Source organism: Bacillus pfraonensis (genome assembly GCF_050768835.1).
In the GTDB taxonomy this organism is placed as follows: domain Bacteria; phylum Bacillota; class Bacilli; order Bacillales; family Bacillaceae_G; genus Bacillus_A; species Bacillus_A pfraonensis.
On record NZ_JAHCDO010000003.1, the window covers coordinates 53,983 to 80,243 of the forward strand.

Consider the following 26,261-nt stretch of genomic DNA (forward strand, 5'->3'; position numbering starts at 1 on the left):
ATGGGAACTATTACTTTAAGAAAAGAAGCAGTACGCGTTGTATTAGAGAAAAAGAAATTAACAGGTGTTGTCGCAAAAGTTGCGTTCGTATTAGACATTTCCGGGTCAATGCGAACACTATACAAAAACGGTACTGTCCAAGAAGTTGTCGAACGTGTTCTTGCTGTAGCAAGCCAATTTGATGATGATGGTTCATTAGATATTTGGGTATATGATAATGAATTTTCAAGGTTACCATCTGTTACCGAGAAAGACTTTGCTAATTACGTAGAAAATCATATTTTAAATAATAACTCCATTCATAAATTTGGCCGAAATGATGAGCCACAAGTAATGGAAGATATCATAAAAAAATATACGATTGAAGAAAAAAGCGAAGAGCCTGCCTTTGTTATTTTCATTAACGATGGGGGCTGTAAAAAAGGAATTCAAAAACCGGTTGTATTCTCTTCTAACCAACCGATTTTTTGGCAGTTTGTCGGGATTGGAAATGGCAAATTCGACGTTCTTAGAAAGCTAGATGAAATGGAAGGTCGATTCATTGATAACGCAAACTTTTTCTATATTCGCGATATCGAAAAAACAACAGATGAAACATTGTATAACAACTTGTTGAATGAACTTCCGACGTGGATAAAAGAAGCGAAGGAGAAACGGATTTTATCACAGTAAACCAAGATTTTGTTAGCCACTGTGGAATGTTACACGATTTTTTCATGTTCCTGTTGATAGAATCACAATATTTGACTAAGCACTCATCCGGTAACTAAAATGGTTACATTAAATTCTTTATTATTTGAACAAACTATCAACATATCCACAAATAGGAGGAACAAACATGAAACATCTAGTTGTTTATGCACACCCTAATCCACAAAGTTTTAACCATGCAATTTTAGAAACTGTAAAAGGTGAATTGGAAGAAAACGGTCAAGAAGTACGCGTTCGCGATTTATATGAATTAAACTTTAATCCGATATTAGGGGCCTCTGATTTCGTCTCATTTTCTCAAGGCAATATACCAGAGGATATTAAAGAAGAACAAGAACACATCACTTGGGCTGACAGCATCATATTTATTTATCCAGTTTGGTGGGCTGGCCTTCCAGCAATCTTAAAAGGATATGTTGACCGTGTATTTAGTCATGGCTTTGCCTATGCTTACGGTGAAAATGGTATCGAAAAATTATTGAGTGGTAAAAAAGGATTATTATTATCCACAATGGGGAATTCAAAAGAAGCTTATACAGCAAGCGGTATGTTTGATGCGATGAAGAAAACGACTGATGCTGGAATCTTTGACTTTACAGGAATTGAAACGTTGGAGCACACATTCTATACGAGTGTCCCTTCTGTTGATGATGGTGCACGAAAACAATATCTTGAAGAAGTAAAAGAGGTTGTGAATCGCGTATTTTAATGAAAACACTCCACCTTATGCCAAGGTGGAGTGTTTCATTTTATGGTGAGCTTAGGAAGATATCTTTGCAAAATATTTTCTAACTCTCTCATATCTTCTTGTCTAATTAGTAAGTTTACATTGTCATGCCACTTTTCTCGCCCACGATATAAGAAGATATTTTCTTGCGGATTTTCCCATGTGGATATTTTATAACCTTTTAATTCTGCATAAGAATAGTAATTCATCCCATCAATAACTCCTTTTTCATACACCTTGACATCTTTAATTAGATGAATCACGAAAAGGATCGTAAAACAAATTGTTACCATGTAAGCTCCTATTTTAAGTAAAAATAGTTCGAAACTATCAATTTCTCCATCTATATAACGAACGTATGTAAGTATAAGTTGTACAAAGAAATAAGCTGGACCAAGCAAAGTAAACCATCGGATTTTTTTGCGTGGATAAGTGGCAATAAGGTCCCCTATATCCTCTTGTACACCCCTGACTTTATTCATTTTCCATATAGCAAATCCTAAAATACATAGTGTAAAAATAAGAATACTAATAGACATGATATGCATTTCTATCCCTCCAATCTCTATGTCATATCCCCATCAAGAATATAGTCTCTTTATATACTAACAAAACAATTTTACCATTTATATCCATTATATAAATATGCAATTATGCATAAAAAAACAGGCAATCCAAACGATTGCCTGTCCACTATTACATTTTCTCAATCCACTCCGTTAAGTTATGCACAACATGCGTTGGCTGCACATCGTATTCTGTTAACTTCTCCACAGATGTGACTCCAGTGTGGACAAGAAGTGTATGCATACCAGCATTTATCCCCGCTAAAATGTCAGTATCGTAGTTATCCCCAACCATTAATGCTTCTTCCTTTGCCATACCAAGTACTTTTAGTGCTTGCTCCATAATAATAGATTCTGGTTTTCCGATGAAGATTGGCTCTACACCTGTGGATACTGTAACGACAGATGTTAGTGAACCGTTCCCAGGTAGTAAACCACGCTCAGTTGGAATCGCAATATCTCCATTTGTTGAAATAAATGTCGCACCATTACGTACCGCAAGACATGCTTTTGCTAGCTTTTCATATGTAATTTCGCGATCTAATCCAACAACGACAAAGTCAGGATTTTCATCCACAAGCTTAAGCCCTTTTTCCACAAGTGCAGCGTGCAATCCTTCTTCACCAATCATATAAACAGATGCATCTTGTTTACGCTCATAAATAAAGTTCGCTGTTGCCATGCTCGTTGTGAAGACTTGCTCTGGCTTAGCTGGAATATCGAAACGAACAAGTTTTTCTGCTACTTGTTCTGGTTTACGAGTTGAATTATTTGTTACAAATAAATATGGGAGATCGCGCTCCTGCAAGGCTTTTACAAAGTCACTCGCTTCTTCAATTTGTTCTTCACCGCGATACATTGTACCGTCTAAGTCGATTAAATAGCCTTTATACATCTATGTCTCTCTCCTTTTTGTCCTAGCGTTCATACCCTTCTTATATTACCCGCTTTTTCCAAAGAAAAAAACGCTTCGTCTAAAAGCGTCCCATAACGTTCATTTTTTTTCTTGTATGTGATACGAACAATGACAGTCACCATCACACATATTTGATAATACCTTCACATTTTCATCCGAAAACAACCGCTTATACATATTTTCTTCCTCCAAACAAAGCTGTGGATATTTTTCAGCAACGGCTTTTAATGGACAATTTTGTTTTTGTAATATGTATGAGTTTTCTTCCTCTTGCTTCACTTGGACCATATATCCATTTTCCTCTTGAATAACGGCAACTTCCCGAAGCTTTTGCAGTACATGATCTTGGCGACTTACTCGCTTTTGTAATTGCTCTTCCATTCGATTCGTTCTTGCCTTTAAGATAGCATTTACAAGCGTTTCATCACCAATTTCCTCTAAATCCTCTAACATACCTAAAGCAAATTGCTTATAATCTTTCGGAAATGAATCTTCCCCTTTTTGGCTTAGACCGTATACATATGTTGGTCTACCAACGTGCTGGCGCACCATTTTCGATTGAATAACTTGTTCTTTCTCAAGCTTACTTAAATGTCGGCGTACTGCCATCTCTGTAATCTCTAAAAATTCGGCTAGCGATCCAACGGTTTGTTCACCATTTCTTTTTAAGATCTGTACAATCTCTTCCTTTGTTGTACGAGCTTGCCCCATTGCTCACCCCTTCTTCCTATTAACCTATAATAAAAAGTAGAAGATCCCCAAAAGGTGATTGGGGATCTTCTTACATTTATTCTGCCACGAATGCAGATACAGGTCCTAATTCCTTTTCTAAATAACGTCGAATATTCGCAGGGTATTTCTGTACCACAGCGATTTGTTTTTGAATCGTTGTATATAATTCCTCATGGTTCATTTGAATATAATCTTGCATAAGCATTTTACGAAGAAGGATTACCTCTTTAATTCCTTTTCCTTCTTCATCACTTATAACTTTTTCATCCATTAAAATATCAATAATATCTTCATAACTTCCTGGATCACGCATAATAAATCCATCTATCATTGCATTTCCAACATCTAATATGCAATCCATGATAAGATGCGACATACGCTCTAATGCGTAATATTCAAAAGGCGTTTCATATCGCTGCTTCTCTTGAAATGTATCTACTGCTTGTTCTAAACATGTTAACATTTGTTCTATTTTTTTTCTGTCTACAAAGTACATGAATGTCACCCACCTAGAAATAAAAGCATTTATATTTCAATTGTAACCGTTTCCCTTGAAAAAATCGACAATTTTTCGAATTCACCTTTTCCTCGTTATTTGTTATAGTTATAACTGTATGATTTTTGAAATTGGAGGAATGTCACCTTGGAACGTGAACTCGCACTAGAAATTGTCCGTGTAACAGAAGCAGCAGCCTTAGCATCCGCACAATGGATGGGCCGCGGAAAGAAAAACGAAGCAGATGATGCAGCAACTACAGCTATGCGCGATATGTTTGATTCAGTAAACATGGCAGGTACTGTTGTAATTGGCGAAGGAGAACTTGATGAAGCACCAATGTTATATATTGGTGAGGAACTAGGAACAGGTAACGGTCCAGAAGTTGATATTGCCGTTGACCCATTAGAAGGTACAAACATTGTTGCAAAAGGTCTTGCAAACGCAATGGCAGTTATCGCAATCGCAGATAAAGGAAACCTTCTTCATGCTCCGGATATGTACATGGAAAAAATCGCGGTTGGTCCAAAAGCAGCTGGTAAAATTAGCTTAGATGATCCAATTGAAAAAACAATTGAAATTGTAGCAGAAGCAAACAATAAAAAAATTCGTGACCTAACGGTTATCATCCAAGAACGTGAACGTCATCAAGATATTATTGACCGTGTTCGTGCAAAAGGTGCACGTGTAAAACTATTCGGTGATGGCGATGTTGGTGCGTCAATCGCAACAGCTCTTCCCGGAACAGGTATTGATTTATTCGTTGGTGTTGGTGGTGCTCCAGAAGGCGTTATCTCTGCAGCTGCACTGAAATGTCTTGGCGGAGAAATGCAAGCACGCTTAGTGCCAATGAACGAAGAAGAAGAAGCACGTTGCCGTAAAATGGGATTAGAAGATCCTCGTCAACTTCTTATGTTAGATGACCTAGTATCAGGAGATGATGCAATCTTCTCAGCAACAGGCGTATCTGCCGGCGAGTTATTAGATGGTGTAAAATTCCTTGGCGGAGATTTAGCAGAAACATATTCTATCGTTATGCGTTACAAAACAAGAACAGTGCGCTTTATTAAAACACATCACCATTTAGATCATAAGCCTCACTTAAATTTAGACATTTAAAAAGGAGCTTTTGTAATATGGAAGAACGTTTCTTTCTTTACGACGATACAGTCGATACAAAAACACGTTTCGTTAGCTTTATGGGAGAAAATGAGCGCCACGATTTAGCGCTTTTATATTCCGATCGTCATTACGGTAAAACAATTGTCCTTGATATGCAGCGCAATAAATTTGCAATCATTGGAACCGATGATTTAAACGAACCGGGCTACTTAGAGCACGCATTTTCTGTCTCTGAAGAAATTGCAGAGGAACTACGCTCATTCTTATTTGAACTTATATAATATTATGCACCAGCTATTATAGTAGCTGGTGTTTTTTTACGAAATGTATTTTGAATATTCCGACTTTTTTGTTATAATTATGAGCAAATCTATTTGGAAGAAAGGACGTCTACTACGTATGCCAACATTTACTTTGTAATGGATCAGCAATTGAATAGCACTACTCTCAAAAAAGCCGTGTGCTTTATCAAGGGAGTAGTCTGTTCATTTCCCATTACAAAGGAACGTAACACATCTGTAGTATGATGTTGTACGGAGGTTCCTCTTAAGGGAACCTCCTTTTATTTTTATCCATTTCTTCCCTATTCATACTGCAAGACATCCAAATAGCTGTATTACGTTCCTTTATCCCATATATACGAGGTGAAGGAAAATGCAGAAAGTACAACTTTCTTGGAATTTATATGAAAATGAATTTGAAACAACTGCCCTAAAACATTGTAAAAACTGTGGGCATACCACCCTTTTTATTGATACAAATATTCGCAGGCATAACGCAAATGGAAAGAACATTTACCGCTTTGCTATTTATAAATGCCCGAAAGGTCATACGTGGAATAAAAAACTTCACATTTATAAATCGTTTTCTGATCATGTGGAAACGATTGATGTGTTTCAAAAAGAACAAGTTGAAACAACAACTACCATCTCGATTATGCAATATAAAGAAGCTGGTACTACAGAAATAACCATTGTATTAGAAACAGTCTTTGGCTCCCATCGCATTGACAAAGCTTTATCAACATATATTTCAGATTGGAGCCGCACATTGATTGTAGACAGAATAAAGAACGGACACATTCAGTTGAATGGACAGAGGATGAAACCAAATACAACGCTTTCTGAAGGTGACCTTATTTCAATTTGCTTGTAAAAAAGAAATCCTCTTACGCTTACCGTAAGAGGATTTCTTTTATTTCTTCACTTTTCGCAATACAAAGTGTGCACAACCAAAATTACAGTACTCATATAAGTACTCCGATAAAGTACTAATTTTCGTATCATATGTCGCACGTTGGTTACTATCATCAAAAAATCCGCGTAATCTGAGTTGATCGTAGCCCCAGTCACCAACGATATAATCATATTTATTTAAAATTTCTGCATAGCGCTCTTTAAATGCTTCTTCACGAAAACCGTCACGATTGTCTTTAATTACTTCGTACTGAACATTATTAATGTTCACCGTAGCATGAATCTCTTGCTTTTGCTCCATCACTAACTTCCTTTCTAAGCATTCTTCTTTTTATCGTATCACAAAGCCCAACAACCAACAATTTCAAATACAAAAAATTGAAAAGTAGTACATGCTATGGAGAAGGAGGTGATACATCGTGAAAAAACAAATAATACTCTCTCTTCTCACCCTTTCCTTATTTGCAGGGTGTCAAACAGCAAATAAAGCTGAAATGGAACGTGAGGAAGGCAGCCGTGTTCTTGTTTCCAATAGAAACGACATGTATCATACAGAAAATACAAATACAAGGCTCACAAGAGTCGGCTATTCCTCTAAACAAAAAGACGAAGTATCTAACAAACAAGTAGGCGCAATTAACCGTGAGAAAGTAGCTGAAATGATTACAAATATGACCGTACAACTCCCTGACGTCACAAATGCCGCTACGCTTGTCACTGACGATGAAGTATTTGTTGTATACCGATCAAATACTTCAGACCCTGGGCTAGTAACAGATCAAGTCTATAGAACTGCTTTGTCCATCGTTCCTCGCTATTATAAAGCATATGTATCAACAGACCAAAAATTGATTACACAAATTCAAGGGCTGCAATCTGGTACATTAAACAATAAGGAATATGAGCAAAGCCTTGATATGTTAAAACGCGAAATGGGGAAAAATCCACATTTAAATAATAGTCAAAATGCTACGCTAAGTGACATGATAAAGAAGTAAAGTGAAACTCTCCATCCAAATTATTGAAAAACAGGAGCTAGCAGGCTCCTGTTTTTGTTGTTATTTGTCGCATCGTCGATATCCTTTGTCGAATCGCTGATATATTGAGAAAATCGCCGATATATTTTGAGAAACGTTCGATATATTTAAATTTACGCCGATAAAATTTCATTTACCATTTTACACCAACAAAATCGATCACTAAAAGCCCCATCTTTTTATTTTTTACGCTTATCTGCATACACTGCCATTGCCTCACACATAAACTGTGCTAACCCTTCTCCAAACTGATCAATATTTTTTGTAAAGCGTTCATCATCGACATACATTTGCCCTAATCCTTTAAACGCCTCTAATGAATATTGACCAAAGTTTTGCAAGTAATCATACCATACTTGGATCGCTTCTTGCGCTTCTTTAGAATCAGGTGCACCATGCCGAAGTGTAGCAAGATTTCTATAAATATTATTAAACTCTTCTTGCTTTTCCTTAGACATACCAGCAGCTGCTTTATTCGCCTTTTCCACAGCTTCGTCTCCCCATCGTGTGCGTGCTTCTTCTTCATATGGGTTATGACTAAAATCAAATCCTTCAAATTTTTCTTTGTTCGTCATTTCAATCTCTCCTTTTGTATGCTGAATCGTCTTATCAATTGTCGCAATCACCTTATCCAGTCGAGCTCGCTTTTCAAGTAACATTTTCCGGTGCATCTGAAGCGCCTCTTGCCTGTCAAATGAAGGACTACTGATAATTTCTTTAATCTTCTTTAAAGGGAAGCCAAGCTCTTTAAAAAATAAGATTTGCTGTAATAGCTCTAGATTTTCATTGGAATACAAACGATAACCAGACTCGGTCGTTTCATCTGGGGTTAAAAGCCCAATTTCATCATAATGATGCAGTGTGCGCACACTAATACCAACTAAATCGGCTACTTCTTTTACCTTCATTGCCATGATTTCGCCTCCCTTAATACATACAATAAAGTATTACGCAACGTGAGAGTCAACTGAAAAAACTCTTTTTTAATACCTATATTTTTTCTAAGGTAAACGATTCCCATAATTCCCTGTATAATATAAAAGTACATATATTAGAAAGTGGTGAAAAGTATGGTTTCAAATGCTGTAATGGCCAGTATCATTACACAGCTTGTACTCTCGGTTCTCGTTCCGATTATAGTACTTGTTTATTTTCGAAAAAAATACCATATAAACTGGAAAATAGTTGGGATTGGCGTTCTTATCTTTATCGGATTTGCACAAATTCTCGAAACGCCTTTTCACGTATTTATGTTAGGGAACGAGACAACATCAGAAGTCTTAAAGAATCCATTTCTTTATGCCATCTATGGCGGACTCACTGCTGCTATCTTTGAAGAAACAGGACGGTTCATTGCCTTCTTCTACTTACTTAAGAAATTCCGAGAATATAAAGATGGTTTAGCATATGGAATTGGACATGGAGGAATTGAATCTATTTCAATTGGAGCTCTAGCTAGTCTCCAAACTCTATACTTTGCTATTTCAATCAATAATGGAAGTTTTTCAAAGCTTATTGAAAAAGCTCCTCAGCTCAGTCAAGTACAAGATCTATTGCTTAGCACGCCTTCCTATCTCTACTTACTAGGTAGCTTAGAGAGGATTTTCGCACTGATCCTGCAAATCGCTTTCACAATGCTTGTATTATATGGCGTAAAACATAAGAAATATATTTTTGTCTTATACGCTGTACTTTTCCACGCTTTTGTGGATTTCTTTGCGGCCCTATATCAGAAGCACGTAATCAACATATTCATTACAGAGGGCCTCATGGTTGTGTTTGCAATTTGCGCTTTTATCCTTATTCGCAAAATGAAAGAAAAACTGATTACAGAATCCACTACAAGCTAAGCCAACATGGCTTAGCTTTTTTGTATAGAGGACTTTTTCCCTCTTTGTCGAAGTATGTATCGTCAACTAAAAAAATGAGGGATGGATTTTGAAAAAACTTATTGTTATACGTCACTGCTCAGCTGCTGGACAAGAGCAAGATGCAGCACTAACAATTGCAGGAAGAGAGCAAGCAAACGCTCTTGCGAAGTTTCTCATAAATAATAACCTGCAAATACAGTCCATTATTTCAAGCCCGTTTACTCGTGCTATTCAATCCATTGCACCATTTGCATTACAAGCTAATTTACCAATTCAAGAAGACGACAGACTATCAGAGCGCATATTAAGCGAGGTTCCAATGGAAGATTGGCTAAACAAACTAGAACATACTTTTACAAATATAGATATTGCCTTTTCAGGCGGAGAGTCAACAAAACAAGCGATGAACCGCGTTGCATCGCTTATTCAAAATGTTTTAAACCAAGAACAACAAGTAACATTACTTGTTACACATGGAAATTTATTAACACTCCTTTTAAAATACTTTGATAATCGGATTGGTTTTCTAGAGTGGAAAAGCTTAAGCAATCCTGATGTGTATGAAATTACGATTGATGAACAAACAACAATCCACAGATTGTGGGGAGCTACTGTTGAAAACTGTAACACAAAATAATATTGAACAAGAACATATTTGCTGTGCAATGTCAGATAAGAAAGTGAAACGTGGTGTCGAGCTAAAAAAAGAGTGGTTACAAGATCGATTTGAAGAAGGACTTGTATTTAAAAAGCTAGATGTGAAAGGAAAAGTGTTCATTGAATACCTTCCAGCTGAGTACGCATGGGTACCTATCTCCGCACCAGGATACACATGTATCAATTGCTTTTGGGTATCAGGGCGCTTTAAAGGGCAAGGATACGGAACAGAGCTCTTAGAAGAATGTATTCAAGATTCTAAAGCAAATGAGAAGCATGGTATCGTTGTTATTTCAAGTAAGAAGAAACGCCCATATTTATCAGATGGCAGCTACTTAAAGAAAAAAGGATTTCAAGTATGTGATACAGCACCGCCTTATTTTGAATTACTTGTGTATAAGTTTGATTCAAATGCTCCTTCACCACATTTTATAGCAAGTGCCAAAAACATGAAAATACCAAATCAAAACGGCTTAGTTGTCTATTATACAAATCAGTGTCCTTACACTGATTATTACATTCATCAAGAATTAGCCAATATCACAAAGCAATATAACATCCCTTTTGAATACATTCAGTTGACATCGCGAGAAGATGCGCAGCATGCTCCTTGTGCCTTTACAACATACGGAGCTTTTTACAATGGAAAATTTTTGACACATGAAATTTTAAGTGCGAAAAAATTTAAAAAAGTGATGATGAAACTGCAACAAATATAGAAAGGGGTATCACCAAAATATGTACGAAGAAGTTATCTCTTTATTACATAAAACAAATGCTTCCTACGAAAAATTTGAACACGAACCCGTTCTCGATTATGAGACGGATCGAGTCGTTCGTGAACGTCTCGGCTTGCAAGGTGCTCCTAGTAAAAGCTTATTTTTAAAATCAAAATCTGGATTCTATTACGTTTTCTTCACACTGGAAGGAACTCGTCTCGAGAGAAATGAAATGAAGGAACTTACCGGTGAGCGCTTATCCATTTGTTCACCTGATGAACTAAGGGAACAAACAGGATGTATTCCTGGATGCGTCGCTCCTTTTGGCTATTCACAAGAAGTAACGATTATTGTGGATAGCTCCGTTTATAACTATGACAAAATTTTAATTACACCAGGTGTTCCGGAATTTACAATTGAATTATCCACAGAGGAATTAAAAAAAATTTTATCCACATGTCAAAATAATGTTTTGGAGTATAGAAAAGCAAATTAAAAAACCTAGGTAAAACATTTCTTTTAGGTGGCAGAGAGCGTCCGACCGTGGATAGATGCGGTCAGGGACTCTTTTCGCCCCATTCCATGTGAAAACCAAAAGATTCAACCAGTAGAGATTCCTCTTTTATTTTTATAGCCATAGTTTATGTGTCAGCAAATCACTATGAATGGATATCAAAAACAGAGCTAATGATTCAGCTCTGTTTTAATGTGCGCTAGATCCTGACATATTTAGTACTGCTACCCCGCCTATGATAAGTACTAATCCAACTGCTGTTTGCCACTTGAAGGCATCTTTCCAAACAAGCACACCAATTAATGCCGTTAAAGCTGTTCCTACTCCTGACCAAATGGCATATGCCGTACTAAGTTGTATATGTTGCAATGCTTTTGACAGAAAGAAAAATGCTGAGGCAAACCCTAACACGACTCCTATGCTGGGCAATACTTTTGTAAAACCATTTGAGACCTTTAACATGGATGTACCAAATACTTCACTTACAATCGCAATTGCTAAAAACAGAAAGGCTTTCATACAGTCCCTCCTAAAAAATCCTTCTTAGCATGTCACTAAGAAGGATTTTTTACAATTATTTTGCTGCTGCTGTATTTTCTTTCGCAGAGCGTACTTGCTCATCTGCATGATAAGAAGAACGAACAAGCGGACCAGCTTCACAGTGGCTAAATCCTTTGCTAAGTGCAATTTCTTTCAGCTCAGCAAATTCAGCTGGTGTGTAGTATTTAATAACTGGTAAATGCTTTTTAGATGGTTGTAGATATTGTCCAAGTGTTAAAATATCCACATTGTTCGCACGTAAGTCGTCCATTGCTTCAATTAAGTCTTCTCTTGTTTCACCTAGTCCCACCATAATGCTAGATTTAGTTGGAATATCAGGTTGCATTTCTTTTGCACGACGTAAAAACTCTAATGAACGAGGGTATTTTGCTCTAGCGCGAACTCGGTCAGATAATCGACTTACTGTTTCAATGTTATGGTTTAAAATATCTGGTTTTGCATCCATTAACATTTTTAAGTTTTCTTCTACCCCGCCCATATCAGATGGTAACACTTCAATAGACGTGAATGGATTTTTACGACGAACAGCGCGTACTGTTTCAGCAAAAACAGCTGCTCCGCCATCTTTTAAATCATCACGTGCAACCGCTGTTATAACAACGTGTTTTAAACCCATTTGTACAACAGAATCTGCTACGCGTTCTGGTTCTTGTAAATCAAGCTCTGTTGGTAAGCCTGTTTTAACCGCACAAAAACGACAAGCACGTGTACAAACCGCACCTAAGATCATAAATGTTGCTGTTTTTCTTACTGCCCAACATTCGTGAATGTTTGGACATTTTGCCTCTTCACAAACGGTATGAAGCTGCTTAGAACGCATCATTTTCTTTAAGCCTGTATAGTTTTCATTTGTATTTAACTTAATTTTCAACCATTCGGGCTTGCGCTTATATTCTGTTTGTTTTGCCATGTTATCAACTCCGCACAATATGAAATAGTTTACCGTGTTCGCTTCTTTCAATGTAACATATCTATTCTAACGTATGAAAGCGATTTGCTCAAATGAAGATTCCAAGAATTTTTACCAATGATTTACTATAATGAAATATCTCGTATATCCCACACTAAAAAGAGTGATGTTGTGAAAGGAGTTTATTTTCATGCTTCGAAAGATTGCCCTATTTCTTTCTATTTACTTTTTTCTTGGGCAAGGTATTGCCTATGGTGAAGTGGATCAAAATCAAATTTATGAAAAGCGCATGACATTATATAAGGAAACTGAAAAAAATACTAATATTCCATGGTATTATGTAGCAGCAATTGATCAATATGAACGTAACATTCGTAGCGTAAGAAAAGATATTCCGAAAAAACCTGATGCCGTCATATCCATTTACTTTAAACCAGAAATGTGGTCTGGTCCTGCCAATGCCACTTACAATGATACATTACCCCATACGATTTCTCTCTTTGGCGGGATTGGTTTAGACGGCGATAAAGATGGATTTGCAAATGCAAATAACGACCAAGATCTTTTACACACAATGGCAACTATTATAAAGAAGCAAGGGACTTCGGAAGACCGTATTAAAATTATGCTGTGGGAATATTATAGACGCGCAAAAACGGTTGAATTAATTACCGAGTACGCTCGAATCTATAAGCACTATGATCGCATTGACTTACAAGGAAATGCTTTTCCCCTTCCTGTCTATAGCGATAATAGCTACCGTAGTACATTCGGTGCTGGTCGCAGCTTTGGCGGAAGACGTATCCATGAAGGCACCGATATTTTTGCAGGACATGGTGTACCCGTAAGATCTACCTGCTACGGCATTATCGAAACAAAGGGCTGGAACCGCCTCGGTGGCTGGCGCATCGGTATCCGCGATTTATATAACAATTATCATTATTACGCACATTTAGGCGGTTTTTCGAAAGAAATACAACTTGGTCAAATTGTCGAACCAGGAAAAGTCATTGGCTTCGTTGGTAACACAGGCTACGGCCCTCCTGGCACATCTGGGAAATTCCCTCCGCACTTACACTTTGGTATGTATAAAGACAACGGCTATACAGAATGGGCTTTTGATCCATATATGCATTTAAGTTTGTGGGAGCGAAAAGAACGTGCAAATTTAAAAAACAACCGTAGCTAATCGCTACGGTTGTTTCCTTTTAGATCCTATAATGTCTTTTCAAACTTACTCATCCGTTATAGTATCTTGTTAATCATCCGCTTTCTTCCCTTTACTATCTGGCACAACAACTCCACCGCTTCCATAATAAGATGGTACCTCTCCTTGTACAATTCGCGTCGCAATCGGGATATGCTGTTTCACCTTAACTTCTTTTGTGCGAAAGGGAATAATCACCTGCAGCGTCACATCGACTTCCATGACCACTTCAATTGCGGTATTGTTAATCCCGTGTGGCTTTACATTTTGCTTAATATCCGTATTCACATGGCCGATTGTTGTAAAATCAATCGGAATATCTGGCCCTAAATTACCAAGGAGTGCATTATCCGTTATGCGCCCAAGGGGAACAGACATCGACACTCCGCTCTCTTCTGGCAAACCGAGCGCCTTCATATCCCCATTCTCTACTTGATGCAAATATTTCTCTATGTATGCAGTAGTCGATGTTAAAATCTCATTTACTTGCTTTGTATTTAAATCGATTGTGGATACTTTTCCATTCTTATCGTTTTGTACTTTCATTAATGAATCCACATCAAACCCTTCCTTAATCCGATCCTTTACTGCCTTCGTCATGACAACCGTTGCCATTTTATGTGTCTGCACTTCCCCATACTTGATCAATGTCGGCTGAATACTTTTATTCACAATCCAGAATCCTTGTAAAGTTAACAATAAAAAAATGATAAATGAGATGAGTAGTACATGCCGAAAAGGAAGCGGCCCTTTTCGAAACCGCGAAGCTTTTGGACGAAATGTACGCATAAGAAAACCCTCCTTCTTATATCATTTCTATGCAAGAAAGAGGGACGATATATGCTTATATCATTTTTAATAGTGCATCTTTTCCAATTGTTCCTGCTGGAATGCCTAAAGCCTCGGCCCCAGTCGTAACCGATTCAAGCGGTGCTTCAAGCAGTTGTTCAATTGTTCTCACACCAACTGCGCGGCCAGCAATAATTCCTCGGTCTCCTAATTTCTCATTTAAGAGACCGACATCTAAAGCGCCGCACATAATATATCCTTTATCGCTCATAACAGCCAGCAAATTTGTTTTTGGGAGCTTTACGCTAACCGCTATAAACGTATAGTTATCAATGATAATCGGTTCCACATTCACCATCGTTCACACACTCCTCTCTTTCTTATCTTTATGAAAAGAGAAAAATGAGTGTTACAGGTTAACTAGCCTATAGTTTAATGGAAGATGTATAAGTTATTAACATCTCTGCTAACACATCTCGTAACAGTTCTGGCATATAATATTGCTTTTCAGAAAGTGTGGATAGTTCTGGGTATAAGTACCCGAACGTAAACATATCAATCGTTCCAACAGTATATACGCGATCTAATTCTAAAGATTCCCCATTAATGAGCACATCTTTAAGTAAAATTTTATTTCCAGGAATCGTATCCGGAATAACTTCTATACCATCATAAATCATTTTCCCCATCACTTTCCCGCGAAAACCGAGCCCTTTTACTTCAAGCTCTTCCATACTTGGACAACGTGCTTTTAAAATAACTTCCCGTAATGTTTTACCTTTTACTTTTAGTGCACATGGATTAATAGGATGTGGACAAATGCGGTGAATATCGCCTCGTGTGACAATCCCTTCTTCTAATCCTTCTAATAATACACCCGCATTCACCATGCCCACTTCAGCATTACACCACTCTTTTAATGCACTTGCCAGCATACTAGGAAATGGTGTTTCCTTAAACCAATCAATTGGTAAAGGCTCCTTCAGCTCAACCACAGGCTCTGCCATTATATTTTTACTTTCTTCTTGCAACATTTCAATTGTGGATAAAGGTTTGTTATAAGCACTTAAACGCTCTGTTTTAATCGCTCTACCATCCTTTTTCAACAACTGCCCTGTTTCCTTATCCACAGTAAGCTGAACATGGCCGATGTAGCGCCCCCACTTTTCACAGCAACAAAGTAAAGTTCCATTCACGAGAACACCACGTTCAAATAGGTGATGTGTATGCGCTCCTAAAATTACATCGATATCATAATTCTCCGCCATATACTCATCGGCACTTTTCCCAAGATGAGAAAGTACAACTGTAATATGCGCTTTATCTTTTACTTCTGCCAAAATGGATTCTAAATGCATCATCGGATCTTCAATATGCCAATCTAACATTTTATAGAACTCCGGATAGGCTACTGTTAAACCGATTAAAGCTATTGTAATCCCCTCTGTAGTTGTATGAAGTTTATACGGCTTCGCCCAAGTAGGACGAACGCCCTCTTTTTCAAATAAATTCGCTACGAGCACCTCAAATCCAGCATGATCATATAAATGGTTTAAATGCTCCTTCGCTAATGTAATCCCTTCATTATTTCCAATCGTTACATAATCATATAACGCCTCGTTTAGTAACTTCGTATTCCCCAGTCCATTTGTTGCTTCCGTAATACTATGAAAACGATCCACGTGATCGCCAATATCTAACGTTAAAACAGATTCCCCCGCTTCTTGTCTTCGCTTTTTCTCTTCTAGTACAAACCTAGAAATTTGCGGCCAATTTTCAAAATGACTATGTATATCGTTTGTATGATAAAGGTGGATGATTGTTTCTTTATTGATATCCAGAGAAAAAACCTCCTCTCATTTCCTTACTGCATTTTACGCTACGCGCTTGCGATAATCCTGTAAATACTTTTCGCCTTTTCTTGCTATTTTACATTGTACTCTCATTAGGTGAAAAAGCAAAAAATTCTCCTTTTCATATAGAACTTCCCTTCTTTAAATATCTAACTTGTTTTTTGAAAGAAATATAAATTTCCTTCAAAAAACAAAAAATAATTCCCACCACTGATTATTAGCCTTCACCAATTGAACTTTTACGGGTAGTTAATCCGCTACCCGCCTTCTTTGCTTCTTCTGGGCTTTCAGATGGAAATCTTACTGATTGTTAATGTGGGAGAAATTTGAATATACTCACTCACATGAACATTTTTTATATAAAAATTCTGAAAATATATTGCATTTTTGATACGAAATATATATATTGTATATAGAGTGTATATACAATATAAAGACTAAGAGGGATTTGCATGCAAATAATTATTTCAAACAGTTCTAAGGAGCCAATTTACGAACAAGTTACCAATCAAATAAAGTCACTAATTTTAACTGGTGATTTAAAAGAAGGATCGTCACTCCCATCAATGCGCCAGCTGGCAAAGGACTTACAGATTAGTGTTATTACGACAAAGCGCGCGTATGAGGAGCTAGAAAAAGCAGGCTTTATTTATTCAATTGTAGGTAAGGGCTCTTTTGTTGCTGAACAAAATTTAGATGTAGTACGTGAGAAAAAATTAAAAGTGATTGAAGAACAATTATTGGCTGTCATTACTAATAGTAAGGAAATTGGGCTACCCTTAACGGAACTGCAAGAATTATTAACTATTTTATATAAGGAGTAAACGATATGGAAAATATAGTAGAGCTACACAATGTTAGTAAAACATTTCAAGGTTTTTCAATAAAACAATTAAATTTACAAATTAAAAAAGGATTTGTAACAGGCTTCATTGGCGCAAATGGTGCAGGGAAATCGACAATCATTAAAATGATAATGAACTTATTAAAGCCAGATGCAGGCGAGATTAAAATTTTTGGATTAGACTATGCATCGCACGAAAAGGAAATTAAAGAGCGCATCGGTTTTGTTTTTGATAGTAACGTATTTTATGAAGGCTTAAATCTAAAAGATATTAAGCGAATCGTCGCACCTGCTTACAAAAATTGGGACGATACCATATTTAAGCGTTATATAGAGCAGTTTGAATTACCGATGAATAAAGCGATTAAAACTTTTTCAAAAGGTATGCAGATGAAAGCTTCATTAGCGCTTGCGCTATCACACCATGCCGAGTTGATTATTATGGATGAGCCAACAGCTGGCTTAGACCCAATATTTAGACGGGAGTTACTCGATTTACTGCATGAATTAATGCTGGATAGCAATCGTACAATTTTCTTCTCTACACATATTACGACGGATTTAGATCGCATCGCTGATTTTATTACCTTTTTAAAAAGGGGAAAATTAATCTTTAATCAGTCGATTCATGAGGTGGGAGAAAACTATGCTCTCGTCAAAGGCAGTACGGATTTATTAGATCGCGATACAGAAAAAGCCTTTATGCATGTTCATCGTGCACCAACTGGCTTTGAGGCATTAACGAATAATGTAGCCGAAGTTGAAGAAATTTTTGGTAATGAGGTTATAATTGAACGTGCCTCATTAGAAGATATTATGTATTATTCGAAAGGAGTAGGGTACCATGCTTAATTTAATCAAGCGCGATTTAATTTTACAGAAGAAACAATTGCTAGTTTATTTAGGCTGCATTATCTTTTTTATTGTGATGAACACGCACCCTATTTTGCTCTTTACAATTACAAGTATTTTTATTCCCTTTAATACGCATGCCTATGACGAAAAAACTGAAACAAATATTTTATTAAATTCTTTACCATATACCCGTAAGGAAATTGTCGCTTCACGCTATATTGGGGCAATTGTTTACATGTTGCTAGCAATTGCTGTAACAAGTTTAATGCTTATCATCTTTCAAAAGTCATTTACTATAGAGCATATTGTAATGGGCAATACACTATTTTTGCTATTTGCAGCCATTACCTTTCCACTATTTTATCAATTTAAGCATAAGCATATGTCGTCCATTGTCATGGTTTCATTTTTAGCATCAGCTTATTTGGGTCCACCTGCTGTACAATTTCTAGCAACACAGTTTAGTACAGTTACCGATGCTATTTTCAGCTTATCTGTACCTGCATTGTATACCGTAGCTACATTTATTATCATATGTGCTTATATCATTTCATGGGGAGTATCATTCATCATTTATCAACGTAAAGCTTTTTAATTCAGAACATTTCCTATTATCAAAACTTCCTTAATGCATGATAGCATATACGCATCCATAACGAGATTATGGTTTCTTTATAGAAAACGAGAAAAACTCGAGATCTAAACATTTAGATCTCGAGTTTTTCCATGTCATTTATTGTCGAGCGGTCGATATCTCATGTCGAATCGCCGATATATTTGCCTCGCACAAAAAAGCGCCCTGCTTGGCAGGGCGCTTCCACTTTAAATATTAACCAATAGAACCTTCCATCTCAAACTTGATTAGGCGGTTCATTTCAACTGCGTATTCCATTGGAAGTTCGCGAGTGAATGGCTCGATGAAGCCCATTACGATCATTTCTGTTGCTTCTTGCTCAGAAATACCACGGCTCATTAGGTAGAATAATTGTTCTTCTGATACTTTTGATACTTTCGCTTCGTGCTCAAGTGAAACGTGATCGTTTTTAATCTCGTTGTAAGGGATTGTATCAGATGTAGATTGGTTATCCATGATTAACGTGTCACATTCGATGTTAGAGCGAGAATTTGTCGCTTTTGGTCCGAAGTGTACAATACCACGGTACGTTACTTTACCACCATGTTTTGCAATCGATTTAGAAACGATTGTTGAAGATGTATTTGGTGCTAAGTGAATCATTTTCGCACCAGCATCTTGGTGTTGGCCTTTACCAGCAATCGCGATAGATAATGTTAAACCACGAGCGCCTTCGCCTTTTAAGATAACTGCTGGGTATTTCATCGTTAATTTAGATCCGATGTTACCGTCAATCCATTCCATCGTTGCGTTTGCTTCACAAACAGCACGTTTTGTAACTAGGTTGTATACGTTGTTCGCCCAGTTTTGGATTGTTGTGTAACGGCAATATGCATCTTTCTTAATGATAATTTCTACTACCGCACTGTGCAGTGAGTTTGTTGTGTAAACAGGTGCTGTACAACCTTCTACGTAGTGGACGTGTGCGCCTTCGTCTACGATAATAAGCGTACGCTCGAATTGTCCCATATTTTCAGAGTTAATACGGAAATACGCTTGAAGTGGCGTATCAACTTTTACACCTTTTGGAACGTAGATGAATGATCCACCAGACCAAACTGCAGAGTTTAATGCTGCGAATTTGTTATCAGTTGGTGGGATTACTTTTCCGAAATGCTCACGGAAAATATCTTCGTTCTCTTTTAATGCGCTATCTGTATCTTTGAACACGATTCCTAGAGCTTCTAGGTCTTCTTTCATGTTGTGGTATACAACTTCAGATTCGTACTGTGCAGATACACCAGCTAAATATTTTTGCTCAGCTTCTGGAATACCTAATTTATCAAATGTTGCTTTAATTTCATCAGGTACTTCATCCCAAGACTTCTCAGATTTCTCAGATGGTTTTACGTAGTACGTAATTTCATCGAAATCTAAGTCGTTTAAGTCGCCGCCCCATTGTGGCATTGGCATTTCATAGAACTTATCCAGTGATTTCAAACGGAAGTCTAACATCCACTGTGGTTCTTCTTTCATACGTGAAATCTCTTCAACGATTTCTTTTGTTAAACCGCGTCCAGCACGGAAAATCGAAACGTCTTTATCCTTGAAACCATATTTATAATCGCCGATATCTGGCAGTTGCTTCGCCATGTTGGTATGTCCCTCCTTAGATAACCTCGTTTTTAGGAACCCTTCACATTACTTATCTTCGTTTAAGCCTTTTTCTAACGCTTTCCAAGCTAATGTTGCACATTTAATACGTGCTGGAAACTTGCATACGCCTTGTAATGCTTCAATATCTCCTAAATCTACGCTGTCATCATACTCTTTTCCTAGCATCATGTCAGAGAAAATTTTAGAAAGCTGAAGTGCTTCTTCAATTTTCTTTCCTTTTACTGCTTGCGTCATCATCGAAGCTGAAGACATAGAGATAGAACAACCTTCTCCTTCAAACTTCGCTTCTTGCACAATCCCATCTTCTACTTTCATCGTAAGTTGAATACGATCGCCGCAAGTTGGGTTGTTCAAGTTAACTGTAACACTATCTTCTAACACGCCATGGTTACGAGGATTTTTATAATGATCCATAATAACTTGACGATATAACGTATCTAAATTATTAAATGACATTTGTGAAATACTCCTTTGTTTTCGTTAGCGCTTCAACAAATGTATCAATTTCTTCTTTTGTATTATATAAATAGAAGCTTGCACGTGCTGTAGAAGAAGCTTTTAACCACTTCATAAGCGGTTGTGCACAGTGATGTCCTGCGCGAACCGCAATGCCTTCTACGTCTAATACTGTTGCCACATCGTGAGGATGTACTTCATCAATATTAAATGTCACAAGACCAGCGCGATGCTTTGGACCATAAATTGTTACGCCATCTACTTCTGATAGTCTTTCTAAAGCGTACTGCGCTAATTCATGTTCATGCTTTTCAATATTATCAAGACCGATCTCTTCTAGGAAATCAATTGCCGCTCCAAGTCCAATCGCGTTACCGATAATCGGTGTACCCGCTTCAAACTTCCACGGAAGTTCTTTCCACGTAGAATCTTGCAAGTCTACGAAATCAATCATTTCACCGCCAAATTCAATTGGCTCCATATTTTCTAGCAATTCCTTCTTACCATATAATACGCCGACACCTGTAGGCCCGCACATTTTATGAGCGGATAACGCGTAGAAATCACAGTTTAAATCTTGTACATCCACTTTCATATGAGGTGTACTTTGCGCACCATCAACGACCATAATTGCACCGTTTTGATGAGCGATTTCTGCAATTTCTTTTACAGGATTAATCGTTCCAAGTACGTTAGACACATACATGATAGAAACAATTTTTGTATTCGGTGTAATTGTTTGACGGGCATCTTCAATAGAGATAGTTCCGTCTGGCTGAAGCGGAAGATATTTTAAAGTTGCGCCTGTTTTCTTCGCAACTTGTTGCCACGGAATAATGTTACTATGGTGCTCCATGTAAGAGATGACGATTTCATCGCCTTCTTTTACATGTTCCAGGCCATAGCTGGCTGCTACTGTATTTAATGCAGTTGTTGTTCCGCGCGTGAAAATAATTTCTTCCATTGATTTTGCATTAATAAACTTGCGAACTTTCTCGCGTGCACCTTCATACGCATCGGTAGCTTTCGTACCGAGCGTATGAACACCGCGATGCACGTTAGAATTATATTCTTTATAGTAACGCTCTAACGTTTCAATGACTTGAATTGGTTTTTGAGAAGTTGCTGCACTATCGAAATATACAAGTTGTTTACCGTTCACCTTTTGATCAAGAATTGGAAACTGTTTGCGTATTTCATGAATATCCATTAGCGAACTTTCCTTTCAATTACCTCAACAAGCTGTGCTTTTACTCCTTCAATTGGAAGCTCATTTACTACAGGTGCTAAGAATCCATGGATGACTAAACGTTCTGCTTCTCTTTTCGGAATACCACGGCTCATTAGGTAGTATAGTTGAATTGGATCTACGCGACCTACAGAAGCTGCGTGACCTGCCATTACATCGTCTTCGTCAATCAGAAGAATTGGGTTTGCATCACCGCGTGCTTTTTCATTTAACATAAGAACGCGAGAAGATTGCTGTGCATTTGATTTAGATGCACCGTGTTCAATCTTACCGATTCCGTTAAAGATAGATGTTGCGCTATCTGTTTGTACACCGTGTTTTAAAATGAAGCCTTCAGAGTGTTTACCGAAGTGAACAACTTTCGTTGTAAAGTTTTGTGTTTGAGACCCGCGGCCAATTGTTACTGTTTTTGTATCAGCAAATGATCCGTCGCCCATTAAGTTCGTTACGTTCTCTGAAATTGTATTTCCGTCATTCATAAGGCCTAATGCCCACTCAATACGGCCGTCACGTCCTACAACACCGCGGCGGTTTACGTAAGATGTTACATCTTTCGCTAATAGATCAACTGCACCGAATTTCACTTGTGCACCTTGTTCTACGATTACTTCTGCCACGATATTTGCAATACCTGTAACAGTTTCATGTGCTACGTAGTTTTCTACGTATGTTGCAGAACTGTTCGCATCAGCTACAAATAATACGTGGTTATATACGTTTGCTTCTTCGCCGTCTACTAAGAATACAGCTTGAAGTGGCGTTTCAAGAACAACGTTTTTCGGAACATATACAAATGCTCCGCCGTTGATTAATGCTGCATGAAGTGCTGTTAAACGATGTTCGTCTACCTTCACACCGTCTTTCATTAAATACTTTTGTACTAGTTCAGCATGCTCATTTGCAGCTGTTACGATATCCGTGAAAATAACACCTTTTTCTTTCGCTTCATCAGCTAAAGAAACGAATGCAGTTGTACCAGTGCGGCCCACTAGTACGCTGTTATTTTCATCGATTAAGTTTTTCACCGTTTCTGGAAGTTCCGCTAAAGAACTTACAGGCTCTTGCTTAGGAGTAGCGCCTTTTCCGATAAAATCCCATTTATCGATTTTTGTTTTATCAGGCGTTGGCATTGGAAGTTCAGTTGCTTGTGCAAGAGCTTGTAAGCGGAACTCAGTCAACCAAGCAGCTTCGTTAACTTCGCTAGCGCGCTGACGGATTGTTTCTTGATCGAAAGGTAATGTACCGATTGTCATGTTTATGCTCCTCTCTTACGCTTCTTGCTCTGCTGTTTCGTCTTCAATACCTAGTTCTTTTTTAATCCAGTCGTAACCTTCAGCTTCTAGACGTTGTGCAAGCTCAGGGCCACCAGATTTAACAATGCGACCGTTCATCATAACGTGAACGAAGTCTGGAGTGATGTAGTTTAATAAACGTTGGTAATGCGTAATCATTAGGCAGCCGAACTCTTCGCCGCGCATTTCGTTAATACCTTTAGATACAACTTTTAATGCATCGATATCAAGACCAGAGTCGATTTCATCTAAGATTGCGATTTTTGGCTCAATCATCATTAATTGAAGAATTTCGTTACGTTTTTTCTCACCGCCAGAGAAACCTTCGTTTAAGTAACGTTGTGCCATTTCTGGATCCATTTCTAGGAACTCCATATTTTTATCTAATTTACGGATAAATTTCATAAGAGAAATTTCGTCGCCTTCTTCACGACGTGCGTTAATTGCAGAACGTAAGAAGTCAGCGTTTGTTACTCCGCTAATTTCACTTGGATATTGCATTGCTAGGAATAGACCCGCTTGTGCGCGCTCATCTACTTCCATTTCTAATACATCTTCACCGTCGATGATGATGCTACCTTCTGTTACTTCATATTTCGGGTGACCCATAATTGCAGAAGATAAAGTTGATTTACCTGTTCCGTTAGGTCCCATAATTGCGTGGATTTCTCCACCTTTTACTTCAAGGTTTACACCTTTTAAAATTTCTTTACCGTCGATTGATACATGTAAGTCTTTAACCGTTAATGTAGAACCAGTCATCTCAATACCTCCATTAATCCTCTATATACATTTTAAAAATTCCTAAAACATTCACATTCTCATTTTATTCTCATTCTAATTTTATATCAAATAAAATGATATCGCAAACGCTGAAAAAAAGTAACACTTTTTTCACAAATGTATATAAGTATTTCCCTCACATCCTACTATGATACACCTTTCTTCTTATTTATATAAAGAAAAAAGGGCTGGAAATTTCCTAGCCCCTTTCATGTCTACTCATTTACCGGAAGTACTGCTCCCTTATATTCTTTATTAATAAAATCTTGAATTTCTTTTGAATGTAAAACTTCTACTAATTCCTTAATTTCTTTTTTCTTTTCATCGCCTTTACGAACGGCAATAATATTTGCATACGGAGAATCTGATCCTTCAATTGCAATTGCATCTTTTGTAGGATTTAATTTTGCATCAATTGCATAGTTTGAATTAATGAATAACGCATCACCTTCATTATTTTCGTATAGCTTTGGCGAAAGCCCTGGCTCAACATCTGTTTTAAACTTCAAGTTCTTTGGATTCTCCACGATATCTTTGACTGTCGCTTTAACGATATCTACACCATCTTTCAGTTTAATGACGCCGCCTTTTTGCAATAATGCAAGCATACGACCGCGTTCTGCTACGTTATTACTCATAATAACCGTTCCACCATCTGGAAGGTCTTTTAATTTTTTATATTTTTCGGAATATATTCCCATTGGCTCTAAATGGATTTTCCCTGCATTTACAATTTTATATCCCTTTTCCTCGATCTCCTTATCTAAATAAGGAATGTGTTGAAAATAGTTGGCATCAATGTCTTTATCGGCTAACGCTTTATTAGGTAACACATAATCTTGGAATGTTTCAATTTTTAGTTTGATTCCTTTTTTCTCTAATATTGGCTGTGCTTTTTCTAAAATAACAGCATGTGGCACGTTAGAAGCTCCCACAACAAGTGTACTTTCATCTTTCCCGCCGCAAGCAGCTAATGCAAATACAAAGACTGCTATAAAAATGGTTAATATAATTTTCTTCATCAGATGTCACCCTTATTTTTGTAATTTTCATAACTTTTTTCATATATGCATTTTATTAGGTACAAAATAAGAGCTGGCATTTACCAGCCCTTTTGATACCTACTATTCTTTTACAGGAACAACTGCGCCTTTATATTCCTTGTCAATGAAGTCTTCAATTTCTTTAGAATGCAGCACTTCTACAAGAGCTTTAATTTCTTTCTTATCTTTATCACCTTTACGAACCGCTACTACGTTTGCATATGGAGAGTCATTTCCTTCAATCGCGATTGCATCTTTTTCTGGGTTTAATTTCGCATCAATCGCATAGTTAGAGTTAATTAGAACAGCATCGCCTTCTTTATTGTTATACACTTGTGGCAATAAACCAGGCTCGATATCCGTTTTAAATTTTAGATTTTTTGGATTATCTGCAATATCTTTTGTAGTTGCTTTAACTGGATCTACCCCATCTTTAATTTTTAAAATACCTTCTTTTTGTAAAATCGCTAAACCACGTCCATGGTCAGCGACAGAGTTACTCATAATAATCGTCGCTCCATCTGGAAGGTCTTTTAAGCTCTTATACTTTTGAGAATATACACCAATTGGTTCTAAATGAATTTTTCCGGCTACTTCAAAATCGTATTTTTTATCTTTAATTTCTTTTTCTAAGTATGGAATGTGTTGGAAGTAGTTCGCATCTAATTCCTTATCCGCTAATGATTTATTCGGCAATACATAGTCTTGGAATGTTTCAATTTTTAATTCAATTCCCTTTTTCTCTAATAAAGGTTTTGCCTTTTCTAAGATAACAGCGTGCGGTACGTTAGAAGCTCCTACAACAAGTTTCTTTTCATCTTTATCTTTCCCACCACAAGCAGCTAAACCAAAAATTGACGTTGAAATAAGTGCTGTAAGTAATAATTTTTTCATTTGAAACACC

Annotated in this window: 32 protein-coding genes; 14 read left to right on the forward strand and 18 right to left on the reverse strand. The window is 37.2% G+C overall.

The window, feature by feature from the left end; genetic code table 11:
* Window positions 1-672: a vWA domain-containing protein gene (locus KFD70_RS03080; RefSeq protein ID WP_336453445.1), complete on the forward strand. Its 672-nt coding sequence runs from the start codon at window positions 1-3 to the stop codon at window positions 670-672.
* Between the two features lie 166 nt (window positions 673-838).
* Window positions 839-1,420 (forward strand): NAD(P)H-dependent oxidoreductase, encoded by a 582-nt coding sequence (locus KFD70_RS03085; protein WP_336453444.1) that lies wholly within the window; start codon window positions 839-841, stop codon window positions 1,418-1,420.
* 35 nt (window positions 1,421-1,455) lie between these two features.
* On the opposite strand, the gene KFD70_RS03090 is transcribed toward KFD70_RS03085, so the two are convergent.
* The 4 genes from KFD70_RS03090 to KFD70_RS03105 all read right to left on the reverse strand — a co-directional run bounded on the left by KFD70_RS03090 (window position 1,456) and on the right by KFD70_RS03105 (window position 4,148).
* Window positions 1,456-1,986, reverse strand: coding sequence for an iron ABC transporter substrate-binding protein (locus KFD70_RS03090; protein WP_336453443.1), 531 nt, complete (start codon window positions 1,984-1,986; stop codon window positions 1,456-1,458).
* Between the two features lie 148 nt (window positions 1,987-2,134).
* Window positions 2,135-2,899 carry a TIGR01457 family HAD-type hydrolase gene (locus KFD70_RS03095; protein ID WP_336453442.1) on the reverse strand — a complete coding sequence of 255 codons (765 nt, stop codon included), beginning with the start codon at window positions 2,897-2,899 and terminating at the stop codon, window positions 2,135-2,137.
* Between the two features lie 99 nt (window positions 2,900-2,998).
* Entirely contained in the window at window positions 2,999-3,631 is a 633-nt protein-coding gene (locus tag KFD70_RS03100) for a helix-turn-helix transcriptional regulator (protein ID WP_336453441.1), read from the reverse strand.
* A 76-nt stretch (window positions 3,632-3,707) separates the two neighbouring features.
* Complete coding sequence (locus tag KFD70_RS03105; RefSeq protein ID WP_336453440.1) at window positions 3,708-4,148, reverse strand: DUF86 domain-containing protein; 441 nt, start codon at window positions 4,146-4,148, stop codon at window positions 3,708-3,710.
* Window positions 4,149-4,295: 147 nt separating this feature from the next.
* On the opposite strand from KFD70_RS03105, the gene glpX reads away from it, so the two are divergent.
* From glpX to KFD70_RS03120, 3 genes are all read left to right on the forward strand, one after another.
* Window positions 4,296-5,267 carry a class II fructose-bisphosphatase gene (gene glpX / locus KFD70_RS03110; protein WP_336453439.1) on the forward strand — a complete coding sequence of 324 codons (972 nt, stop codon included), beginning with the start codon at window positions 4,296-4,298 and terminating at the stop codon, window positions 5,265-5,267.
* Window positions 5,268-5,284: 17 nt separating this feature from the next.
* On the forward strand, window positions 5,285-5,551 hold the full coding sequence (locus KFD70_RS03115) for a DUF3055 domain-containing protein (RefSeq protein ID WP_003208880.1): 267 nt from the start codon (window positions 5,285-5,287) through the stop codon (window positions 5,549-5,551).
* Window positions 5,552-5,924: 373 nt separating this feature from the next.
* Window positions 5,925-6,425, forward strand: coding sequence for a S4 domain-containing protein (locus KFD70_RS03120; protein ID WP_336453438.1), 501 nt, complete (start codon window positions 5,925-5,927; stop codon window positions 6,423-6,425).
* A 39-nt stretch (window positions 6,426-6,464) separates the two neighbouring features.
* Here the strand turns inward: KFD70_RS03120 and KFD70_RS03125 are convergent, their stop codons facing one another.
* Window positions 6,465-6,767 (reverse strand): YutD family protein, encoded by a 303-nt coding sequence (locus tag KFD70_RS03125; RefSeq protein ID WP_336453437.1) that lies wholly within the window; start codon window positions 6,765-6,767, stop codon window positions 6,465-6,467.
* A gap of 118 nt (window positions 6,768-6,885) precedes the next feature.
* Here KFD70_RS03125 and KFD70_RS03130 point away from each other — a divergent pair, with 118 nt between their 5' ends.
* Window positions 6,886-7,464: a YhcN/YlaJ family sporulation lipoprotein gene (locus KFD70_RS03130; RefSeq protein WP_336453436.1), complete on the forward strand. Its 579-nt coding sequence runs from the start codon at window positions 6,886-6,888 to the stop codon at window positions 7,462-7,464.
* A gap of 218 nt (window positions 7,465-7,682) precedes the next feature.
* Here the strand turns inward: KFD70_RS03130 and KFD70_RS03135 are convergent, their stop codons facing one another.
* On the reverse strand, window positions 7,683-8,417 hold the full coding sequence (locus tag KFD70_RS03135; RefSeq protein WP_336453435.1) for a MerR family transcriptional regulator: 735 nt from the start codon (window positions 8,415-8,417) through the stop codon (window positions 7,683-7,685).
* Between the two features lie 156 nt (window positions 8,418-8,573).
* On the opposite strand from KFD70_RS03135, the gene KFD70_RS03140 reads away from it, so the two are divergent.
* The 4 genes from KFD70_RS03140 to KFD70_RS03155 all read left to right on the forward strand — a co-directional run bounded on the left by KFD70_RS03140 (window position 8,574) and on the right by KFD70_RS03155 (window position 11,246).
* Complete coding sequence (locus KFD70_RS03140) at window positions 8,574-9,353, forward strand: YhfC family intramembrane metalloprotease (RefSeq protein WP_336453434.1); 780 nt, start codon at window positions 8,574-8,576, stop codon at window positions 9,351-9,353.
* A gap of 88 nt (window positions 9,354-9,441) precedes the next feature.
* Window positions 9,442-10,011, forward strand: a complete 570-nt coding sequence (locus KFD70_RS03145) for a histidine phosphatase family protein (RefSeq protein WP_336453433.1) — start codon at window positions 9,442-9,444, stop codon at window positions 10,009-10,011.
* Between the two features lie 28 nt (window positions 10,012-10,039).
* Window positions 10,040-10,750 (forward strand): GNAT family N-acetyltransferase, encoded by a 711-nt coding sequence (locus KFD70_RS03150; protein ID WP_336453499.1) that lies wholly within the window; start codon window positions 10,040-10,042, stop codon window positions 10,748-10,750.
* Between the two features lie 19 nt (window positions 10,751-10,769).
* Window positions 10,770-11,246, forward strand: a complete 477-nt coding sequence (locus tag KFD70_RS03155) for a YbaK/EbsC family protein (RefSeq protein ID WP_336453432.1) — start codon at window positions 10,770-10,772, stop codon at window positions 11,244-11,246.
* A gap of 207 nt (window positions 11,247-11,453) precedes the next feature.
* On the opposite strand, the gene KFD70_RS03160 is transcribed toward KFD70_RS03155, so the two are convergent.
* Both KFD70_RS03160 and lipA read right to left on the reverse strand, forming a co-directional pair.
* Window positions 11,454-11,783 carry a DMT family transporter gene (locus KFD70_RS03160; RefSeq protein WP_336453431.1) on the reverse strand — a complete coding sequence of 110 codons (330 nt, stop codon included), beginning with the start codon at window positions 11,781-11,783 and terminating at the stop codon, window positions 11,454-11,456.
* Window positions 11,784-11,838: 55 nt separating this feature from the next.
* Window positions 11,839-12,735 (reverse strand): lipoyl synthase, encoded by an 897-nt coding sequence (gene lipA / locus KFD70_RS03165; protein ID WP_336453430.1) that lies wholly within the window; start codon window positions 12,733-12,735, stop codon window positions 11,839-11,841.
* 190 nt (window positions 12,736-12,925) lie between these two features.
* Between lipA and KFD70_RS03170 the strand changes: the two genes are divergently transcribed.
* Window positions 12,926-13,924, forward strand: a complete 999-nt coding sequence (locus KFD70_RS03170; RefSeq protein ID WP_336453429.1) for a M23 family metallopeptidase — start codon at window positions 12,926-12,928, stop codon at window positions 13,922-13,924.
* 69 nt (window positions 13,925-13,993) lie between these two features.
* On the opposite strand, the gene yunB is transcribed toward KFD70_RS03170, so the two are convergent.
* The 3 genes from yunB to KFD70_RS03185 all read right to left on the reverse strand — a co-directional run bounded on the left by yunB (window position 13,994) and on the right by KFD70_RS03185 (window position 16,572).
* Window positions 13,994-14,731, reverse strand: a complete 738-nt coding sequence (gene yunB, locus KFD70_RS03175) for a sporulation protein YunB (RefSeq protein WP_336453428.1) — start codon at window positions 14,729-14,731, stop codon at window positions 13,994-13,996.
* A gap of 55 nt (window positions 14,732-14,786) precedes the next feature.
* A complete protein-coding gene (locus tag KFD70_RS03180; protein WP_026594181.1) occupies window positions 14,787-15,089 on the reverse strand; it encodes a YunC family protein in 303 nt (100 codons plus the stop codon).
* 67 nt (window positions 15,090-15,156) lie between these two features.
* Window positions 15,157-16,572, reverse strand: a complete 1,416-nt coding sequence (locus KFD70_RS03185) for a bifunctional metallophosphatase/5'-nucleotidase (RefSeq protein WP_431612963.1) — start codon at window positions 16,570-16,572, stop codon at window positions 15,157-15,159.
* 464 nt (window positions 16,573-17,036) lie between these two features.
* On the opposite strand from KFD70_RS03185, the gene KFD70_RS03190 reads away from it, so the two are divergent.
* The 3 genes from KFD70_RS03190 to KFD70_RS03200 are packed head-to-tail and all read left to right on the forward strand — an operon-like array spanning window position 17,037 to window position 18,878.
* Window positions 17,037-17,408, forward strand: coding sequence for a GntR family transcriptional regulator (locus KFD70_RS03190; RefSeq protein ID WP_336453427.1), 372 nt, complete (start codon window positions 17,037-17,039; stop codon window positions 17,406-17,408).
* 5 nt (window positions 17,409-17,413) lie between these two features.
* Window positions 17,414-18,280: an ABC transporter ATP-binding protein gene (locus tag KFD70_RS03195; RefSeq protein WP_336453426.1), complete on the forward strand. Its 867-nt coding sequence runs from the start codon at window positions 17,414-17,416 to the stop codon at window positions 18,278-18,280.
* Window positions 18,273-18,878: an ABC-2 transporter permease gene (locus KFD70_RS03200; RefSeq protein ID WP_336453425.1), complete on the forward strand. Its 606-nt coding sequence runs from the start codon at window positions 18,273-18,275 to the stop codon at window positions 18,876-18,878. Before KFD70_RS03195 ends, KFD70_RS03200 begins: the two co-directional genes overlap by 8 nt.
* Window positions 18,879-19,112: 234 nt before the next feature.
* Here the strand turns inward: KFD70_RS03200 and sufB are convergent, their stop codons facing one another.
* From sufB to metQ (KFD70_RS03235), 7 genes are all read right to left on the reverse strand, one after another.
* Entirely contained in the window at window positions 19,113-20,510 is a 1,398-nt protein-coding gene (gene sufB / locus KFD70_RS03205; RefSeq protein WP_336453424.1) for a Fe-S cluster assembly protein SufB, read from the reverse strand.
* 48 nt (window positions 20,511-20,558) lie between these two features.
* Window positions 20,559-20,990 carry a Fe-S cluster assembly sulfur transfer protein SufU gene (gene sufU, locus KFD70_RS03210; RefSeq protein ID WP_017153241.1) on the reverse strand — a complete coding sequence of 144 codons (432 nt, stop codon included), beginning with the start codon at window positions 20,988-20,990 and terminating at the stop codon, window positions 20,559-20,561.
* On the reverse strand, window positions 20,980-22,200 hold the full coding sequence (sufS, locus tag KFD70_RS03215; protein ID WP_336453423.1) for a cysteine desulfurase SufS: 1,221 nt from the start codon (window positions 22,198-22,200) through the stop codon (window positions 20,980-20,982). The genes sufU and sufS overlap by 11 nt, the downstream gene beginning before the upstream one ends.
* Window positions 22,200-23,492 (reverse strand): Fe-S cluster assembly protein SufD, encoded by a 1,293-nt coding sequence (sufD, locus tag KFD70_RS03220; RefSeq protein WP_336453422.1) that lies wholly within the window; start codon window positions 23,490-23,492, stop codon window positions 22,200-22,202. The genes sufS and sufD overlap by 1 nt, the downstream gene beginning before the upstream one ends.
* Before the next feature lie 15 nt (window positions 23,493-23,507).
* Entirely contained in the window at window positions 23,508-24,293 is a 786-nt protein-coding gene (gene sufC, locus KFD70_RS03225; RefSeq protein ID WP_336453421.1) for a Fe-S cluster assembly ATPase SufC, read from the reverse strand.
* A 236-nt stretch (window positions 24,294-24,529) separates the two neighbouring features.
* Window positions 24,530-25,336, reverse strand: a complete 807-nt coding sequence (gene metQ / locus KFD70_RS03230; RefSeq protein WP_336453420.1) for a methionine ABC transporter substrate-binding lipoprotein MetQ — start codon at window positions 25,334-25,336, stop codon at window positions 24,530-24,532.
* A gap of 102 nt (window positions 25,337-25,438) precedes the next feature.
* The gene (gene metQ, locus KFD70_RS03235; protein ID WP_336453419.1) at window positions 25,439-26,251 is read right to left on the reverse strand and encodes a methionine ABC transporter substrate-binding lipoprotein MetQ; all 813 of its coding nucleotides are present in this window, start codon (window positions 26,249-26,251) and stop codon (window positions 25,439-25,441) included.
* Between the last annotated feature and the right edge of the window lie 10 nt (window positions 26,252-26,261).